Annotated in this window: 19 protein-coding genes; 17 read left to right on the top strand and 2 right to left on the bottom strand. The window is 33.3% G+C overall.

Features of this window, described 5'->3' with window-relative positions; translation table 11 throughout:
* Positions 1-4: 4 nt before the first annotated feature.
* Positions 5-2,296 (bottom strand): beta-glucosidase BglX, encoded by a 2,292-nt coding sequence (bglX, locus tag Q1A73_RS11775; RefSeq protein WP_299605682.1) that lies wholly within the window; start codon positions 2,294-2,296, stop codon positions 5-7.
* Positions 2,297-2,939: 643 nt separating this feature from the next.
* Here bglX and Q1A73_RS11770 point away from each other — a divergent pair.
* The 7 genes from Q1A73_RS11770 to arsM all read left to right on the top strand — a co-directional run bounded on the left by Q1A73_RS11770 (position 2,940) and on the right by arsM (position 8,137).
* Complete coding sequence (locus tag Q1A73_RS11770; protein ID WP_299605680.1) at positions 2,940-3,275, top strand: arsenosugar biosynthesis-associated peroxidase-like protein; 336 nt, start codon at positions 2,940-2,942, stop codon at positions 3,273-3,275.
* Positions 3,276-3,320: 45 nt separating this feature from the next.
* The gene (gene arsS / locus Q1A73_RS11765; RefSeq protein WP_299605677.1) at positions 3,321-4,376 is read left to right on the top strand and encodes an arsenosugar biosynthesis radical SAM (seleno)protein ArsS; all 1,056 of its coding nucleotides are present in this window, start codon (positions 3,321-3,323) and stop codon (positions 4,374-4,376) included.
* Between the two features lie 2 nt (positions 4,377-4,378).
* The gene (locus Q1A73_RS11760; protein WP_299605674.1) at positions 4,379-5,056 is read left to right on the top strand and encodes a DUF2064 domain-containing protein; all 678 of its coding nucleotides are present in this window, start codon (positions 4,379-4,381) and stop codon (positions 5,054-5,056) included.
* A gap of 147 nt (positions 5,057-5,203) precedes the next feature.
* Entirely contained in the window at positions 5,204-5,704 is a 501-nt protein-coding gene (locus Q1A73_RS11755) for a rhodanese-like domain-containing protein (protein ID WP_299605672.1), read from the top strand.
* The gene (locus Q1A73_RS11750; protein WP_299605670.1) at positions 5,701-6,318 is read left to right on the top strand and encodes a TIGR04282 family arsenosugar biosynthesis glycosyltransferase; all 618 of its coding nucleotides are present in this window, start codon (positions 5,701-5,703) and stop codon (positions 6,316-6,318) included. The genes Q1A73_RS11755 and Q1A73_RS11750 overlap by 4 nt, the downstream gene beginning before the upstream one ends.
* Entirely contained in the window at positions 6,311-7,123 is an 813-nt protein-coding gene (locus tag Q1A73_RS11745) for a purine-nucleoside phosphorylase (protein ID WP_299605668.1), read from the top strand. Before Q1A73_RS11750 ends, Q1A73_RS11745 begins: the two co-directional genes overlap by 8 nt.
* 45 nt (positions 7,124-7,168) lie before the next feature.
* Complete coding sequence (arsM, locus tag Q1A73_RS11740; RefSeq protein WP_299605666.1) at positions 7,169-8,137, top strand: arsenosugar biosynthesis arsenite methyltransferase ArsM; 969 nt, start codon at positions 7,169-7,171, stop codon at positions 8,135-8,137.
* 63 nt (positions 8,138-8,200) lie between these two features.
* Here the strand turns inward: arsM and Q1A73_RS11735 are convergent, their stop codons facing one another.
* Positions 8,201-9,418: an NADH:flavin oxidoreductase/NADH oxidase family protein gene (locus Q1A73_RS11735; RefSeq protein ID WP_299605664.1), complete on the bottom strand. Its 1,218-nt coding sequence runs from the start codon at positions 9,416-9,418 to the stop codon at positions 8,201-8,203.
* 211 nt (positions 9,419-9,629) lie between these two features.
* On the opposite strand from Q1A73_RS11735, the gene Q1A73_RS11730 reads away from it, so the two are divergent.
* The 10 genes from Q1A73_RS11730 to Q1A73_RS11685 all read left to right on the top strand — a co-directional run bounded on the left by Q1A73_RS11730 (position 9,630) and on the right by Q1A73_RS11685 (position 16,624).
* On the top strand, positions 9,630-10,343 hold the full coding sequence (locus tag Q1A73_RS11730) for a DUF547 domain-containing protein (protein ID WP_299605662.1): 714 nt from the start codon (positions 9,630-9,632) through the stop codon (positions 10,341-10,343).
* Between the two features lie 28 nt (positions 10,344-10,371).
* Positions 10,372-11,082: a TIGR04283 family arsenosugar biosynthesis glycosyltransferase gene (locus Q1A73_RS11725; protein ID WP_299605659.1), complete on the top strand. Its 711-nt coding sequence runs from the start codon at positions 10,372-10,374 to the stop codon at positions 11,080-11,082.
* A 24-nt stretch (positions 11,083-11,106) separates the two neighbouring features.
* Positions 11,107-12,222, top strand: a complete 1,116-nt coding sequence (locus Q1A73_RS11720) for a helix-turn-helix domain-containing protein (protein WP_299605657.1) — start codon at positions 11,107-11,109, stop codon at positions 12,220-12,222.
* Positions 12,223-12,346: 124 nt separating this feature from the next.
* Positions 12,347-12,736, top strand: a complete 390-nt coding sequence (locus Q1A73_RS11715) for a hypothetical protein (RefSeq protein WP_299605654.1) — start codon at positions 12,347-12,349, stop codon at positions 12,734-12,736.
* Positions 12,737-12,738: 2 nt separating this feature from the next.
* Positions 12,739-13,227 (top strand): hypothetical protein, encoded by a 489-nt coding sequence (locus Q1A73_RS11710; RefSeq protein WP_299605652.1) that lies wholly within the window; start codon positions 12,739-12,741, stop codon positions 13,225-13,227.
* 7 nt (positions 13,228-13,234) lie between these two features.
* Positions 13,235-13,810: a YceI family protein gene (locus Q1A73_RS11705; RefSeq protein ID WP_299605650.1), complete on the top strand. Its 576-nt coding sequence runs from the start codon at positions 13,235-13,237 to the stop codon at positions 13,808-13,810.
* 74 nt (positions 13,811-13,884) lie between these two features.
* Positions 13,885-14,751 (top strand): AraC family transcriptional regulator, encoded by an 867-nt coding sequence (locus tag Q1A73_RS11700; RefSeq protein WP_299605647.1) that lies wholly within the window; start codon positions 13,885-13,887, stop codon positions 14,749-14,751.
* Positions 14,752-14,840: 89 nt separating this feature from the next.
* Positions 14,841-15,710, top strand: a complete 870-nt coding sequence (locus Q1A73_RS11695) for an NAD(P)-dependent oxidoreductase (RefSeq protein WP_299605645.1) — start codon at positions 14,841-14,843, stop codon at positions 15,708-15,710.
* Between the two features lie 5 nt (positions 15,711-15,715).
* Positions 15,716-16,321 (top strand): NAD(P)H-dependent oxidoreductase, encoded by a 606-nt coding sequence (locus tag Q1A73_RS11690; RefSeq protein ID WP_299605643.1) that lies wholly within the window; start codon positions 15,716-15,718, stop codon positions 16,319-16,321.
* A 99-nt stretch (positions 16,322-16,420) separates the two neighbouring features.
* Positions 16,421-16,624 carry a hypothetical protein gene (locus Q1A73_RS11685; protein ID WP_299605641.1) on the top strand — a complete coding sequence of 68 codons (204 nt, stop codon included), beginning with the start codon at positions 16,421-16,423 and terminating at the stop codon, positions 16,622-16,624.
* Positions 16,625-16,628 lie beyond the last annotated feature (4 nt).

The raw sequence follows: 16,628 nt of genomic DNA, 5'->3' as shown, positions 1-16,628 counted from the left end.
TTAATTATTTAAAAGAAAAATTACTTTCTAGTTCTGTTTTTGAGCTACCTCCTATAAACACTTTGAAATCTCCTGGTTCTGCTTCCCATTTTTTATTAGCCGTGTAAAACTGAATCGTTTTTTCATCTATCGTAAAAGTGACTGTTTTACTCTCTTGAGGGCCAAGTTCTATCAGCTGAAACCCTTTCAATTCTTTTACTGGTCGTGTTAAGCTACCTATTAGATCTCTAAGATATAGCTGTACCACTTCCTTACCTTTTACTTTCCCAGTGTTTTTAACTGTAACAGAGACCGATAATTTTCCTCCTACACTAAATGTTGGAGCACTCACTTTTAAATCCTTATACTCAAAATCGGTATAACTTAATCCGTGACCAAAAGGAAACAAAGCATCATTCTTTTCATCAGTATAATGTGACCAAAACACCATACCATCCTGATTTACTGGTCTTCCTGTATTTTTAACATTATAATACAGAGGCGCTTGACCTCCATGTCTAGGAAAAGATACTGGTAATTTCCCTGAAGGGTTATAATCACCAAATAATACATCTGCTATTGCATTTCCAGAAGTCGATCCAAGATGCCAAGTTTCTAGTATTGCGGATGCTTTTTCAGCAATATTAAGAAGAGCCATTGGACGACCATTCATAAGCACAACTACAATATTTTTGTTTACCGCATAAACAGCATCAAATAACTTTTGTTGTGGCGGAGTTAATTCTATACTCACCTGACTTCTTGCTTCTCCAGATTGAAAAGCTTCTTCTCCTAATGCTAAGACAACCACTTCTGCTCCCTTAGCAACACTTACTGCATTTTCAATTCCCTCAAAATTATCTCTATTAACTTTCAAACTTCTAACGAAACTTCTTTCACCTACACCTATCTCAACTCCTTTTGCGTGCGAAATTTTTGCAGAACTAGATACAGCAGCCTTTATACCTTCTAATAATGATACTGCAGAATTCGGTGTTGCCATTCCTCTCCAACTTCCAATAGGAGTATCTTTATCATCCGCAAGAGATCCAATAACCGCAATACTTTTTGCATCTTTCTTGAGCGGTAATATATTACCATCATTTTTTAACAAAACAATTGATTTCTTGGCAACATCTCTAGCTATCTGTAAATGCTCCTTTGTATATATCTCCGTTTTTTCACGTTCTTCATTACTATATCTAAAAGGATCATCAAACAACCCTAATTCGAACTTAACTCGTAAAATACGTCTAGCTGCATCTTCTATAAGTTTTTCATCTACTTTTCCATCTTTGACCAACTTTTCCAAACCAACTTCATAAGCTCTACCTTCCATGTCCATATCATTACCCGCATGTATCGCTATATCAGCTGCGTGTGTTCTATCCTTTGCATATCCATGAAAAATCATTTCAGCAATTGAAGCCCAATCCGAAACGATAAAACCATCCCAGTTCCAGGTATTCTTCAAAATATCTCTTTGCAAACCTTTATGACCTGTTGCTGGAATTCCATCTATCTCATTGAACGAACTCATCATTGATGCAACACCAACTTCTACTGCTGCCCTAAAAGGAGGTAATACGGTATTGTGTAATTCAAATTCTCCTATACTTACAGTATTATAATCTCTTCCTCCTTCTGCAAAACCATAGGCAGCAAAATGCTTAGCACATGCAGCGAGTGTATTCTCTTTTGCTAAATCATCTCCTTGAAATCCCTGAATTCTGGCAACTGCTATTTTCGATGCTAAAAATGGATCTTCTCCTGCTCCTTCCATAACTCTTCCCCATCGAGCATCTCTAGAAATATCCATCATAGGACCAAATGCCCAATTAATACCAGACGCAGTCGCCTCCTTTGCTGCAATTTCTGAAGACTTTTTAATAGCCTCTAAGTCCCAACTTGCACTTTCACCAAGTGGAATAGGAAAAATTGTTTTAAAACCATGAATCACGTCATATCCAAACAACAATGGAATTTTTAATCGCGAATTTTCCATTACCGTTTTTTGTAATTCTTTAGTACCTGCTACTGATGTAGCGTTAAGCATAGCCCCTACTTCTCCGTTGCGAAGTTTCTCATATTTTTCTTTATTCCCAACATCCGAAGGTGGTCCGGTTACATCCCAACTACCATTATATAAAACAAGCTGTCCTATTTTTTCCTTTAATGTCATTAAAGCAATAACAGAATCCACTTTCTGCTCAATATTTTTATTCTGAGAAAAACCCTGTAATGGAGCACCTACAAACAACCCCAACAGGACAATACCACAAATATTATTTTTAGCATATTCTTTAATAATTCTCACCTATCTTATTTTTTAGTTACGTCAATTAAATTTATCTTACTTACTTTCTTAATATAAATCTGATTCGTTTTTCAAAAATCAGTAAATAAACACTTTAGATTTTTATCTCGAAATATTGATAAAGCTACAACATTACATTCTATTTTATGCTAACTAGATAATCTTAACATTATCATTACATTTTAATTCAATTATCCCATTGACATTTATATATGTCTAAAAAAATCACTGTTAATCAACGAATTGCGAGATTTAATTGTTAAAATAATAGAAAGTTATCAGGAGTTAAAAACAAAACCTAATAAAGATTAAATAAATATATTATAACAAATGAGCTTAGGGATTAACATCTAAAATGCAACAAATCTTTTAGTAAAAAAACATGCTTTTTATCTTAACAATTGAAGAGCAAAATAATTATAGATCAATATAATTCACAATTCCTAATAATGGGTGTCAATTGGTTATTTTAACGTGTATGATCGGTATATTTTTGACAAAAAAACTTAAATATTTAACATTCCCTTTTTTTTTATCTCCATAATGTTGATTTTAGACATTATGAATAAAAGATAAATTTATTGTAAGTTTTAATCTATATCTTACGACATACAATAACTATCTGTTTTAAAACAACGATTATATGTCTAAAACATATTACGATCCTTCGGATCTTAGAAAATTTGGAAAAATTACTGAATGGAGCGAAGAGCTAGGAACTAAATTCTTTGATTATTATGGAAAGGTTTTCGAAGATGGCGCATTAACAGCGAGAGAAAAATCTTTAATTGCCTTAGCAGTTTCCCATGTGGTAAAATGTCCTTATTGTATTGATGCCTACACAAAAGATGGTTTACAAAAAGGAATTACTAAAGAAGAAATGATGGAAGCTGTTCATGCAGGAGCTGCTATAGAAAGTGGGGCTACACTAGTACATGGTGTACAAATGATGAATAAATACGAAAAGTTGTCTATGTAAGATTGAGGCTGATATCTTGAAAGACAATTTTAATAAAAATGATGTATGGCTACTAAGTCACTGAAAAAAAGAAATAACGAATTAGCAGATTCTAATAGGCAATTAGAAATACTAAACAATGGTATTTTTGCTAACGGTGAACTACCAAAATTTGCTGATAAAATTGCTGAAATTGGCAAAAACCCTCTACGTCCTAATAAACTTGAAATATTACAGATCAATGTTGGATACATGTGTAATCAAGTATGCGAACACTGTCATGTAGATGCAGGCCCTGATCGCAAGGAGATTATGACCAAAGAAACTATGCAACAATGCTTGGATGTTATTAGGAAAACAGGAGCGCACACGCTGGATCTAACTGGTGGTGCACCGGAAATGAATCCTAATTTTAGATGGTTTGTAGAAGAAGCCAGTAAAGCTGGAATTAAGGATTTTATAGTTCGTAGTAACTTAACGATCATAAGGGCAAACAAAAAATATTATGACTTGCCTGATTTTTTCAAAAAACATAATGTACATGTAGTTTCCTCAATGCCACATTGGACGAGAGGTAAAACCGATAAGCAACGTGGAGATGGTGTTTTTGACAAATCCATTAAAGCGCTTCAAGAACTTAATGAGCGCGGATATGGAATGCCGGACAGTGATCTTCGCCTTGATTTAGTATACAATCCTTCGGGTGCTTTTTTACCAGGTGATCAAGCTTCTATGGAAAAAGATTTTAAAAAGGCTTTGTTAGAAGATTTTGGAATTCACTTTCATAATTTGTTTGCAATCACTAATTTACCGATCAGTAGATTTTTGGATTACTTAATTGCTTCTGAGAATTATGAAGATTATATGTATGCTTTGGTAGAAGCCTATAATCCTTCAGCTGTATCGAATGTTATGTGTACAAACACGATTTCTATAAGTTGGGATGGATGGCTTTATGATTGTGATTTTAATCAAATGTTAGATCTAAAAGTAGCAAGTAAAGTAAAACATATTAGCGAATACAACGAAGAATTACTTCAAAACAGAAATATTATCATTTCCCAGCATTGTTATGGTTGTACCGCTGGTGCAGGAAGTAGTTGCCAAGGAACAGTAGCTTAATTATGAATTTAAAAACCGCCATATTAGTTTTTGCAAACTCCTCTAAACAGGAGGTGCTCAATAAACCAATATTTGGAGGTGATAAACTATTCTCAGAGCTTAATAAAGCTACTCTCAAAATAGTACAAAGTACAGGAATTCCATTTTTTGTATGTACAGAGAGAGATCAGATTGGAAATAGTTTTGGAGAACGTTTTGTAAATGCGATTCAGAATATTTATGATCGAGGATATGAAAGTGTAATTACTATCGGGAATGACACACCTCATCTACAAAAACACCACTTAATTGAAAGTGTTAAGCAACTTAAAAATAATAATTTTGTACTTGGACCTTCTGCTGATGGTGGATTTTATTTAATGGGGTTGCACAAATCTCAGTTTAATAAAAACACCTTTTTAAAACTCCCTTGGCAGTCTAAAAACCTGGCTAAGAGCGTGTCTCTTTTAATAAAAACTTCAAAAATCGAAGTTACTCAACTCGAAGTTCTTTATGATATAGATACGTTAGAAGATTTAAAAACTATTTCTAAAATTAGTTTTGATCTATCTAAAATGATTAAGGCCATCATCGATGAAATATTACGCCCTTTTGTTCAAATATTTCGTGGTGTAATAACAAGTACAGATACCTACCAACAATATTCCTTTTACAATAAAGGATCTCCACTCTTATCTTAAGACATTTATAAAGTCAATTTAGATGATTCCTTTATGCTATCTAGGAATCATAGCTGTTATAAGTCTACAGCAGTCAAAAATCATATCAACATTTTAGTATTGACCAATCAATCTCTTTGAGATTATAGCATTACGAACATCATCTGTATGAAGAAAGTAACTCTTATATTTTTCTGTATACTATTACCCTTACTCGGAGCAAGTCAAGATTCCTTGAAGGAGTTGTTAACACTACACAATAGTAAGAGTATCCCCTACATCACTGTTAAAGAACTGAAAACTTCTAAAAACGATGTTATCCTTTTTGATGCAAGAGAGCTTGTAGAGTACCAAACAAGTCACTTAAAAGGTGCTATTCATGTTGGGTATGATTTTTTTGAAATAAACAAAATAGTAAATCAAAATATTCCTAAAGACTCAAAAATTGTAGTGTATTGTAGTTTAGGAATACGATCAGAAGATATTTCAGAAAAGTTAAAAGAATTTGGTTATACCAACATATATAATTTATACGGCGGCATATTTGAATGGAAAAATGACGGTAATGAAGTAGTGGATATGAACGAAAAAGAAACTAACAAAGTACACGCATTTTCAAAAGAGTGGGGAAAATGGTTGTATAAAGGAAAAAAAGTATACAAAAGGTGAAAGAAAAGAATCTATTATTAATTTTTACCCGAAACCCCGAATTGGGTAAATGTAAAACAAGACTAGCAGCTACCATAGGCGATCATGCTGCTTTAGAGGTATATCAAACTTTATTAAATCATACGGTGAGTATCACAAAAGATCTGGATATCACCAAAGAGGTACATTATTCTGTAAAAGTTAGAGAAAATGATATTTGGGATAACCATATCTATCACAAAAAACAGCAAGATGGTGAAGACCTCGGACAACGAATGAAAAATGCATTTCAGAATGGTTTTACTAATGGATATACCAATATCATCATCATTGGAAGTGACATGTATGATTTAAATCAGGAAGACATCGAAAACGCATTTAGAGCTCTCCAAGATCATGAATATGTAATTGGTCCTGCAATGGATGGAGGATATTATTTGTTAGGGATGAAAAGAATGAACTCTGAAGTTTTTGAAAACAAAGCTTGGGGTACTGAGACAGTCCTTCAAAATACATTAAACGATTTACAACAAACCAATATAAAATTACTGGAAGAACGAAATGATATCGACTATTATGAAGATATTAAAGACATCTCGGCCTTTCAACACCTATTAAGTTATCAAAATGATTAAATACATTAAAGAAACAACAGAGTATCTACAGGAAAAAGGATTTGAAAATCCAGAGATAGGAATCATCTTAGGAACAGGACTAGGACAACTACTTAATGAAATTGAAATTCTTAAAGAAGTAAGCTATAATCATATTCCTAATTTCCCCACTGCAACGGTAGAATTTCATAAAGGGAAATTAATTTATGGAAATCTGGAAGGAAGAAAGGTTGTGGTAATGCAAGGTCGTTTCCACCTATACGAAGGGTATTCTCTTCAGGATGTTACTTATCCCGTACGTATCATGCAGCAGTTGGGAATTAAAACATTGCTAGTTTCAAATGCTTCAGGAGCCATTAATCTAAATTTCAAAAAAGGAGAGTTAATGTTAATTGATGATCATATCAACCTTCAGGGAGGATCGCCACTTGCATTTAAAGGAGTAGAACAATTAGGAACTCGTTTTACGGATATGAGTGCTCCATATGATGCCAATCTTAATCATCAATTGGAGACCATTGCAAAAGAAAATAACATCACTTTGCACAAAGGCGTATATGCCTCTGTAGTAGGACCACAATTAGAAACAAGAGCAGAATATAGATACTTGAAGATAATCGGAGCAGATGCAGTAGGGATGAGTACTGTTCCAGAAATTATTGTCGCTAATCACTTAAATCTAAAAGTAGCAGCAGTTTCTGTGCTTACCGATGAATGTGATCCTGATAATTTACAACCTGTAGATATTGAAGAAATTATCGCCATGGCAGGAAAAGCAGAACCAGAAATGATTCTTTTATTTAAAGAACTAATAAAATCCTTGTAGAAGCATAAGATAAACCCCATTAATAGTAAAAAGAAAGTATAAAATATGAGTTATTTAGAAACCACACATGATGTTTATAAAGAAGCAGCATTAACTCCAGATGTTGGACTATGTTGTACCACAAATCCAATTTGGGAACTACCAGGATTAAAAATCCCAAAGATCATGCAAGAAATGAATTATGGATGCGGAAGTACTGTAAATGCCCGAGACCTTACCAACAATCCTAAAATTCTATACGTTGGTGTTGGTGGAGGAATGGAATTATTACAATTCTCTTATTTCTCACGCCAAGAACATGGTGTTATTGGTGTAGATGTAGTACAAGAAATGTTGGAAGCTTCTCGTAAGAATTTTAAAGAAGCAGAAGAACAAAATGATTGGTTCAAAAGTGAATTTGTAGATCTCCGATTTGGTGACGCTCTAAATCTTCCAGTAGAAGACAATAGTATTGATGTAGCTGCTCAAAATTGCTTGTTTAATATCTTTAAAGAAGAAGATCTAAAAAAAGCTATCGAAGAAATGTATCGTGTCTTAAAACCTCACGGCAGATTGGTGATGAGTGATCCTACTTGTGAGCAGCCAATGAATGAAACGTTAAGAAACGACGAACGATTAAGAGCTTTATGTTTAAGTGGTAGTCTTCCGATTGCAGAATATGTAAAAGCACTTACTGATGTTGGTTTTGGAACAATAGAAATTAGAGCACGTAAGCCTTATCGTATATTAGACCCTAAAAACTACGAAACGGATGAATTAATCTATATAGAATCTATTGAGGTGGCTGCTATTAAAGATCCAATGCCAGAGGATGGACCTTGTGTATTTACTGGGAAAGCAGCTATTTATTATGGAGATGAAGACTATTTTGATGATAAAAAAGGACACGTTTTATTAAAAAACCAACCTCTTGCCGTATGTGACAAAACTGCTGCTGCTATTGCTGATTTGGGAAGAGATGATATCTATATTAGCGAATCTACTTTCCATTACGATGGTGGCGGATGTTGCTAAATTTATTAAATATGTAAGCATTCATATCCCTAGAACTTCTTTTAGTTTTGGGGATATGTTTTTTTAGAACTTCTTCGACATTGCTTTTCTAAATTCATATATAATCAAAAACATAGAGCACCAAAGCGGACTCATATTGATTTTCAACCCTTTTCCTTTCGAAAACCTTATAATTTGTCTGGCATAAAATCCTCCTTCGGCTGCATCTTCAAATTGTTTAATTCCCGTACGCAAAATCAAATTTTCTAATCTAGGTAACTTCCCTTTTAGAAAATCCGATATCTCATCCCTATTCGTAATAAAAGGACGAGCCATACCAATTAGATCAACTTCGCCGTTAGATAATACTTCGTTACAAAAATCATATGACCTAAAACCTCCTGTAATCATAAGTGGCAACTGACTGATTGCTCTTATTTTCTTAGCAAAATCTATAAAATACGCCTCTCTGCGTTTTGTACTCTCTTTTAGTTTTACATCTTCTTCATTCATAGTAAAAAAAGCAAGCTTTTCATAGGTTCCTCCAGATATCTCCAGTAAGTCTATCTTTTCATTATCCAACATTCGAACTACCTCTAAGGATTCTTCCTCTGTAAAACCTCCTCTCTGAAAATCAGCAGAATTCAATTTTACGGCTATAGGAAAATCATCTCCTACTACTTTGCGAACTTCTTTGATAATAGTTAGTAATAAACGACTTCTATTTTCAATACTACCTCCCCATTGATCAGATCGCAAATTGGTATTAGGTGATAAAAACTGGCTCAACAAATATCCATGAGCAGCATGGATTTGAACACCCGTAAAACCAGCTTCTTTGGCTAATTGTGCAGCCTTGGTAAACCTTTGAATTACTTTTAGAATATCCTCTTCTGTCATAGCTTTAGGTTTACCAAAAAGCCCTAACTTTTTTAACTGAACTTCAGAAGGTGCTAAGGGTCTACCAGTTCCAAAACGATTCGTTTGTCGACCAGAATGTGAAATTTGAACCCAAACATGATTACCATATCTTTTTCCGGCTTCTGCCCATAACTTTAATTTTGGGAGCATATTTTCATCATCAAAACATACATTGCCCGCAGATTCTAAATGTTTCCTGTCGATAACTACATTTCCGGTTATTAGCAAGCCAGCTCTGGTAGCAGACCAATCTTCATACAACCGATTATGACCTTTAACAGGTTCATAATTCCGATTGCTGATACGCTCGGTCATAGCGGATTTTACTAATCTGTTTTTCAATACCGCTCCGCAAGGAAGTGTCAAAACTGTACTAATCATATGGAAATAGTTCGATTACAATAATACACATTCAATAAGTAAGTTCCAATATAAGGAACTATGAATTACGAATAACATCTGTAAGGAATGGCACAGACTTTGGACTAACCTCGAGTATTTAACGAATATTTATATAAACATTTCGTTATTTGGAAAAACAAAAAATAAATTAAGTGTCAAACCTAACCATTTGGAATAAAAAACATAAAAAATGAAGACCCCAAAACTATTTGTATTCGCAATTATTGCATTCATATCACTACAAACGAAAGCACAACAAAAATTAGATCATGCCATCTGGGATCAGATATTATTGATCAATGTATCCGATGACGGAAAAGTAGATTATAAAGGATTTATGAGAGACAGTGCAGAGCTATATAAGTACTTCAACTATCTTTCTGATAATCCACCTGCAGAAAATTGGAGCAAAGAAGAAAAGTTAGCATACTGGATCAATGCTTACAATGCCTATACGATCAAGCTTATCATTGATAACTATCCTTTAAAAAGTATTAAAGACATTAAAAATCCTTGGGATAGACAGTTTTTTAAAATTAATGGTGTATTACACAGTTTAAATGAACTAGAACACAAAATTCTTAGAAAACTAGGAGAACCTAGAATTCATTTTGCTATCAATTGTGCTTCTTTTTCTTGCCCAATAGTATGGAATAGAGCTTTTACTGCAACTAATGTTGATAATGCCTTGGAAACACTTACTGGAAATTTTATCAACGACCCTAAAAGAAATACTATTACTGAAGAAGTAGTAGAGGTTTCAAAAATTTTCAGTTGGTTTAAAAAGGATTTCAAGGTAGATGGTGAAGATGCAAAATCTTTTATCAATAGATACGCTAAAGTTAAAATTGATAAGCAAAAAAAGAAAGGATATAAGAAATATGATTGGAGTTTAAATGAGTAACTTTATACCATAAATAACAGCTGACCTTTTGAAAATTTCTATCGTCATTCCTATTCTTAATGAAGCGGCTTCTATATGTAAGCTGCTTTCGCATTTGATACAGGTTTCTTATGCTAAAGATACCATTAGTGATATTATCATTGTCGATGGTGGAAGCACTGATAATTCAAAAACCGTGGTACAACAGTTTGCAGAAAGCCAAGCTGTAAAGATTAAATTAGTAGATTCTGAAAAAGGTCGTGCTAAGCAGATGAATACAGGAGCATCAGTTGCTACTGGTGAAATTCTGTATTTTTTGCATGCTGATTCCTTTCCTCCAAAGCATTATGATAAGGATATCATAGCAGAAATACAAAAAGGTAATGAAGCTGGATGTTTTCGTATGAAGTTTGATTCAAATCATTGGTGGTTGCGATTTCTAGGGTGGCTTACAAAATTTGAAAGTAAACGCTGTCGTGGTGGCGATCAAAGTCAGTTTATAACCGCATCATTATTTAAAGAAATAGAAGGGTACGACGAAAATTATATCGTTTATGAGGATAATGATCTAGTAGATCGTCTTTTTGCGATTAATAAATTTGTTATCATTCCTAAATACGTCATTACTTCTGCAAGACGTTACAGAGAAGTCGGAGTTTGGCGATTGCAATACCACTTTTTAAATATTCATATGCGACGATGGCTGGGTGCCTCCTCAGAAGATTTATATAGGTATTATAAGAAAAAAGTTGTTTCTTAAATCTACTTCTTTATCTTTAGGGAAGTGGAAACAATACCAATACTTTTAGTTGTTTTACTCCTTATTGGAGCTATTCAGGGAATAATTTTCGGAACCATATTATGGCAGAAAAATGGATTGCACTATATAGCTAATAGGTTTCTGGCTACCATTTTATTCTTCTTTTCTTACCGACTTATTGTAGAGACACTAAATATATTTGGTTTAGGTCGTTATGATGTTTGGTATCATATTTTGCTAGAATATAATTGGATTTACGGAACACTAATTTTCTTTTTTGTAAAAAGTTATGTGAATCCCAAATTTGAATTTAAACAGAAGGATTGGATTCATTTTCTACCAGTATTCATTGAATTTGCCTGGAGCTTTTTTATCAAAGCTCAAAACTTTTACTGGGATGGAACCAGAGAAAGCCTTACTTGGTTAGGATATTGGGGATATGTAATATGGATGCATTATCCAACGATGTTTGTCATTTCTGGAGCACTCATCATTTTTTATAGTAGCAAAGCTGAAAAAATACTAAGTAATATGACGAGTGTCGAAGGATATAAGATCATTCCAGGAAAACTCGACTGGATCAAAAGAGTAATTTTGGTGATGAAAATATTCTCTATTATTTATGTTCTTGGAATTTTAATAGACTTTTTCTTTTTCAATTTTGCCAGTAATTTTTTCTACGGTCATCCTGTATTTATAGGCATGGCGATTATTACTTATTGGTTAGGGCTCGAAGGATTTTCTCGCAGAAAAGAAAGTGCATTTAAACCAACAACAACTGTCTCAGATAAAGAAAAAGAGCAACTTGTGACTATCAGTAATGCATTGAATCTTAAAATGCAAGAAGACCAATTATTTAAAGATCCTGAACTTACCTTAGCTTCTCTATCCGAACAACTATCTGTAAAACCATACTTGGTAACCAAGTGCCTTAATACCATCTACGAGAAAAAGTTTAATGACTACATCAATGAACTTCGTATTGAAGAAGTAAAAAGGTTAGTAAATGACTCAAAAAATAACAATTTCACCCTTTTAGCATTAGCTTATGAAGCAGGTTTTAACTCTAAAGCTTCTTTTAACCGAGCAGTTAAAAAAATAACCGGTAAACCTCCTAGCGCTTTAAAATCAAATAGTTAAATAGTCTCAATTAAAAAATTGAGTCCTTAACTTTCTTCAAAATTCGTCTCATTTAGCGAATTGAAACGATTTTGTTTATTAAATGATCAATATTTGTCTCGAACAATTCTAAAATCATAAAAACATGAGACAATTAATGACATTTACAGTATTCGTATTAATAACATCTTTCTATAGCTTTTCTCAAGAAGACACAAAAGATCTACAACAATTAGTTGGTGAATGGAAACTGGATATGAGTCCGCAGGATACGACAGATTCCAATTTTGCCATGATGCGCATCGATAAGATTACTTCCAAATCCGTAGAAGGAACATTCTATAGAGAAGGTGTAAAAATGAGAGAGGGAAGAGTAAACACCCAATTAGATGTGATTTATGTAGCACTTATCTCCGGTGACAATAGTGGTGACTATAATACCACATTTTACTATAAAAATGGAAAACTTTATGGATCAACGCATGCTATAAAGAAGGACTTTTTAGCTGTTTGGACAGCAGAAAAAATAAAATAATCATGAAAAAAGTAATCTTACTATGCGCGGTTCTGTATACAGTCTTACTACCTGCGCAAACTAAATATGGAACACCCATAAATGATAAATTACCTGAGAAATTAAGCAGTTTACGCAGAGCTATCTCCGTAAAAAATTTTCCTAAATCAATTGATGCAATAAAAATTGATGATCGATATTACTGGAAACATAATACCGCTATTCTATGTAAAGAAAGTGAAATAACAATTATTGAATACGGTGCATATCTATTCTATAATGATACTTGGAATTTAAGAAAATCATATCCACTAAAAGAATTAAACAAAAACTTCAAAACCAAAAAACAGGTAATGAAACAATCTCAACCTTATACCTGGGCAAACAATTGGCGAACAGATGATACGCTGTTTGGTGGATGGGCCATGTGGTATTTCATTGGTATAACCAAAGATGGAGAAACTGTATGCGGTTATGAGAAGATTGAAACAACAGATAAACTTTTAAACTAAATCAATTATGCGAACATTTAAAAATATAGTAATCATAAGTCTAATCATAATTGGATTACAAAAGATACAAGCGCAGAATTACACTTTAGATGTAAAAAGTTCTGAACTATCATGGACTGGAAAAGCTGCCTTTAACTCGTACGCGCTTACTGGAACTATTGCACCTAAAAATGGAACCGTAACGACCTTGGACAATACCATTTCTTCCTTACAATTAATCATTAATATGAAAAGTATTGATCACGAAAATAATGACCTAAAAAATCACCTTAAAAACGAAGACTTCTTTGAAGTAAAGAAATATCCAACAGCTACCTTCATCGTTAATAACTCAGTTACATTAGAGAACACAGAAACTGTTTTAACAGGAAGCCTTACGATAAAGGGCAAAACAAATACAGAAAATATTCCTGTTACTATTAAAAGCAAAGGCACTGATATCTTGATTACATTTAAATATTTGATAGATAGAACTAAATATGGAGTGAATCATAATTCTCCCAGTATTTTTAAAAGAATGAAAGAAAATGCGATCGCTGATGAATTTATTTTAGAGGGGAAATTATTATTTAAATCGAAATAAGTTCTGACCGAAAATCGTTATTTTTATAAAACAACAGTATTTTACCCAACGATTTTTTAAGATTTTTGTTTGTTATGAAAGTAGTTCCACAAGCATTCTACCAGCATCCAAAGATTGAAAAAGTCTTAGTAGATGGATTATCCTGTGTCATTTTTAAAAGCGTACAGCATGCAGATCTTCAGAATGAGCGTTATTTAGCATCGCATGCATTAACATTAGTGTTAAACGGTGGATTACGAATTGAAACCAAAGAAGGAGATCTTTCGATTGTAAATAAGAATCAAATGATACTTCTCCCAAGAGGGCTTTATATGATATCCGATATCATTCCAAAAAATGAATCTTTTGAGGCTATTGTATTCTTTTTTGATGAAGAAATCACAGATGAGTTCTTACGAAACTTTGAAGTCTCAGATATTACAAATTCTAACAATAGCATCATTCTAGCATATGATCAAAATATTAGACTATTCACGGACACGCTCATTACCTTGTATAGAAATAAAAATCAACATCAATTTACCAAACCGAAATTACTCGAATTATTGCATTTGATTAGCCTTTCTGATACAGGTGAAGCTTTTGTAAATAGATTACAACATCACAAGAGAAGAGCTAAAAAAGACATTAAAGCTTTTATGGGTGATAACTATGATAAACCATTGGATATAGAAGATTACGCATATCTAACAGGTAGGAGTATTTCGACTTTCCGTAGAGATTTTAAATCCAAATTCGGAGTTTCCCCTAAGAAATGGCTAGTTCAGAGACGAATGGAAAAGGCAGCGCTCTTATTAAAAGATACTCCTAGTTCGGTAACAGCTATTGCACAACAAGTTGGTTATGAAAACACATCACACTTCATAAAAATATTTCAAAATAAGTTTAGCCTTTCGCCTAAACAATTTCAAATCAAATATCGAAAAGATATCCTTTTATAAAGTTTTGACCGAAAAACACTATTTTTTGTTTTTTTGAAAATTTAGCACATTTATTTTCCTAGACATTTGTACAAAATAAATATGTACAGATGAAAAAAATAGGATTTATAGGACTTGGTATTATGGGCAGTAGAATGGCAGCCAATCTCCAAAAAAAAGGATATGATCTGGTTGTATATAACCGGACCAAAGAAAAAGCAAAACATCTATTGCAAAACGGTGCAACTTGGGCCACTTCACCCAAAGAAGTTGCTAAAGAAACTGATGTGATTATTACAATGCTTTCTACTCCTGAAGTAGTAAGAGAAGTAGCTATAGGAAATCAAGGTTTTCTCTCTTCACTTAAGGACAACAGTATTTGGTTGAATTGCAGCACGGTAAACCCTTCCTTCACTAAGGAAATGGATATCATATCAAAAGAATTCAGAGTTCGCTATTTGGATGCTCCTGTAGCAGGAACAAAAGCACCTGCAGAAAATGGAGAATTGCTTTTTTTAGTTGGAGGAGATACTGCTTCGGTAAATGAAGTATCACCATTATTAACCATCATGGGCAAAAAGACATTGCACCTAGGAAAAGTTGGAAAAGGTGCAGCTATGAAAATGCTAATCAATCAATTATTAGGGCAATCGATGGTTGCTTTTGCAGAAGCAATGGTGATGGGGGAAGCTATGGAATTAGAAAAAGAAACACTCTTTAATGTGCTTTTAAACACTCCAGTAGTAGCTCCTTTTATTTCGAATCTGCGTCAAAAACTCGAAAATTCGGATTATGAAGCTAATTTCCCTTTAAAATGGATACAAAAAGATCTTCACCTATCTAGTATATCAGCATATGAAAACAATGTAGCTGCACCTAATCTAAATAGTACAAAAGAAATTTTTGCACAAGCAAAACAACAAGGATATGGAAACTTGGATTTTAGTGCAGTATATGAATTTTTAAACTCTAAAAAATAAAAAAAATGAAATTATTACGAATTGATGCTAGTTCTAGAATTGAGAATTCAGATAGCAGAAAAATGGCAGATTTATTTCAAAAAAAATGGCAACAAAAAAACCCAAATAGCACTTTAGTTGCAAGAGATATTATCAATACTCCAATACCTCATATCCAACAAAAAACCATTGAAGGATTTTACACTCCAACTGATCAACTTAGTGATGATTTAAGTAAAGCTATTAGATTATCTGACACCCTAATTGCTGAATTAAAAGAAGCAGACATCTTGTTGATCAGTACACCAATGTATAATTTTAGCATTCCTTCTGCTCTAAAAGCCTGGATTGATCATATCGTTAGAATCAATAGTACTTTTGGAGTCAATGAAGAAGGTGGTTTTTATGGAAAAATTGAAGGGCTGAAAGCCTATATCATCACCTCTGCTGGAGCTGTGTATGATTCTCAGGAAATGAAAGCCTTAGATTTTCTTCAGCCATATTTACAAACTGTTTTAGGACTTATTGGAATTACCGATATAACCTTTCTACCGTTAGAAGGAACTACTATGAATGAAGAAATTTTTGTAAAAACAAAGGAAAGTGCTGAAGAGATAATAAACCATTTATAAAAAGTAACAAATTCCCCATTTTTTCGTTCTCAATTTTATAGACATAAACCTCAAGTGTCTCTAAATGTTTGGGGAAATATTATTCTTAAAACCTTAATTATGTTAAAAAGCATTTTAAATTTAAAAGACACTCAGACCCTTAGTAAAGAAGCGCAAAGATCTGTAAATGGTGGAGCTGTAAGAGCAACTTGCCCTACATATTCACCTCAAGAATGTCAGGCTTGTGGTGGATATCCACTGCCTAATGGTTGTTGTTTAGGTACTAGAGAAACGCATATGTGTCTAACGGGTATATTTGAATAATAAA

The sequence above is a fragment of the uncultured Aquimarina sp. genome, assembly GCF_947492115.1.
Taxonomy (GTDB): Bacteria; Bacteroidota; Bacteroidia; order Flavobacteriales; family Flavobacteriaceae; genus Aquimarina.
Note: the sequence above shows the minus strand (reverse complement) of the source record. Positions and strands in the feature narration are given on the sequence as shown.

Bases quoted from the DNA above. Each gene is read 5' to 3' on its own strand.
- Q1A73_RS11770 (WP_299605680.1), top strand. From the start codon at position 2,940: ATGTCTAAAACATATTACGATCCTTCGGATCTTAGAAAATTTGGAAAA.
- arsS (WP_299605677.1), top strand. From the start codon at position 3,321: ATGGCTACTAAGTCACTGAAAAAAAGAAATAACGAATTAGCAGATTCT.
- Q1A73_RS11760 (WP_299605674.1), top strand. From the start codon at position 4,379: ATGAATTTAAAAACCGCCATATTAGTTTTTGCAAACTCCTCTAAACAG.
- Q1A73_RS11755 (WP_299605672.1), top strand. From the start codon at position 5,204: ATGAAGAAAGTAACTCTTATATTTTTCTGTATACTATTACCCTTACTC.
- Q1A73_RS11745 (WP_299605668.1), top strand. From the start codon at position 6,311: ATGATTAAATACATTAAAGAAACAACAGAGTATCTACAGGAAAAAGGA.
- arsM (WP_299605666.1), top strand. From the start codon at position 7,169: ATGAGTTATTTAGAAACCACACATGATGTTTATAAAGAAGCAGCATTA.
- Q1A73_RS11735 (WP_299605664.1), bottom strand. From the start codon at position 9,418: ATGATTAGTACAGTTTTGACACTTCCTTGCGGAGCGGTATTGAAAAAC.
- Q1A73_RS11730 (WP_299605662.1), top strand. From the start codon at position 9,630: ATGAAGACCCCAAAACTATTTGTATTCGCAATTATTGCATTCATATCA.
- Q1A73_RS11715 (WP_299605654.1), top strand. From the start codon at position 12,347: ATGAGACAATTAATGACATTTACAGTATTCGTATTAATAACATCTTTC.
- Q1A73_RS11710 (WP_299605652.1), top strand. From the start codon at position 12,739: ATGAAAAAAGTAATCTTACTATGCGCGGTTCTGTATACAGTCTTACTA.
- Q1A73_RS11705 (WP_299605650.1), top strand. From the start codon at position 13,235: ATGCGAACATTTAAAAATATAGTAATCATAAGTCTAATCATAATTGGA.
- Q1A73_RS11700 (WP_299605647.1), top strand. From the start codon at position 13,885: ATGAAAGTAGTTCCACAAGCATTCTACCAGCATCCAAAGATTGAAAAA.
- Q1A73_RS11695 (WP_299605645.1), top strand. From the start codon at position 14,841: ATGAAAAAAATAGGATTTATAGGACTTGGTATTATGGGCAGTAGAATG.
- Q1A73_RS11690 (WP_299605643.1), top strand. From the start codon at position 15,716: ATGAAATTATTACGAATTGATGCTAGTTCTAGAATTGAGAATTCAGAT.
- Q1A73_RS11685 (WP_299605641.1), top strand. From the start codon at position 16,421: ATGTTAAAAAGCATTTTAAATTTAAAAGACACTCAGACCCTTAGTAAA.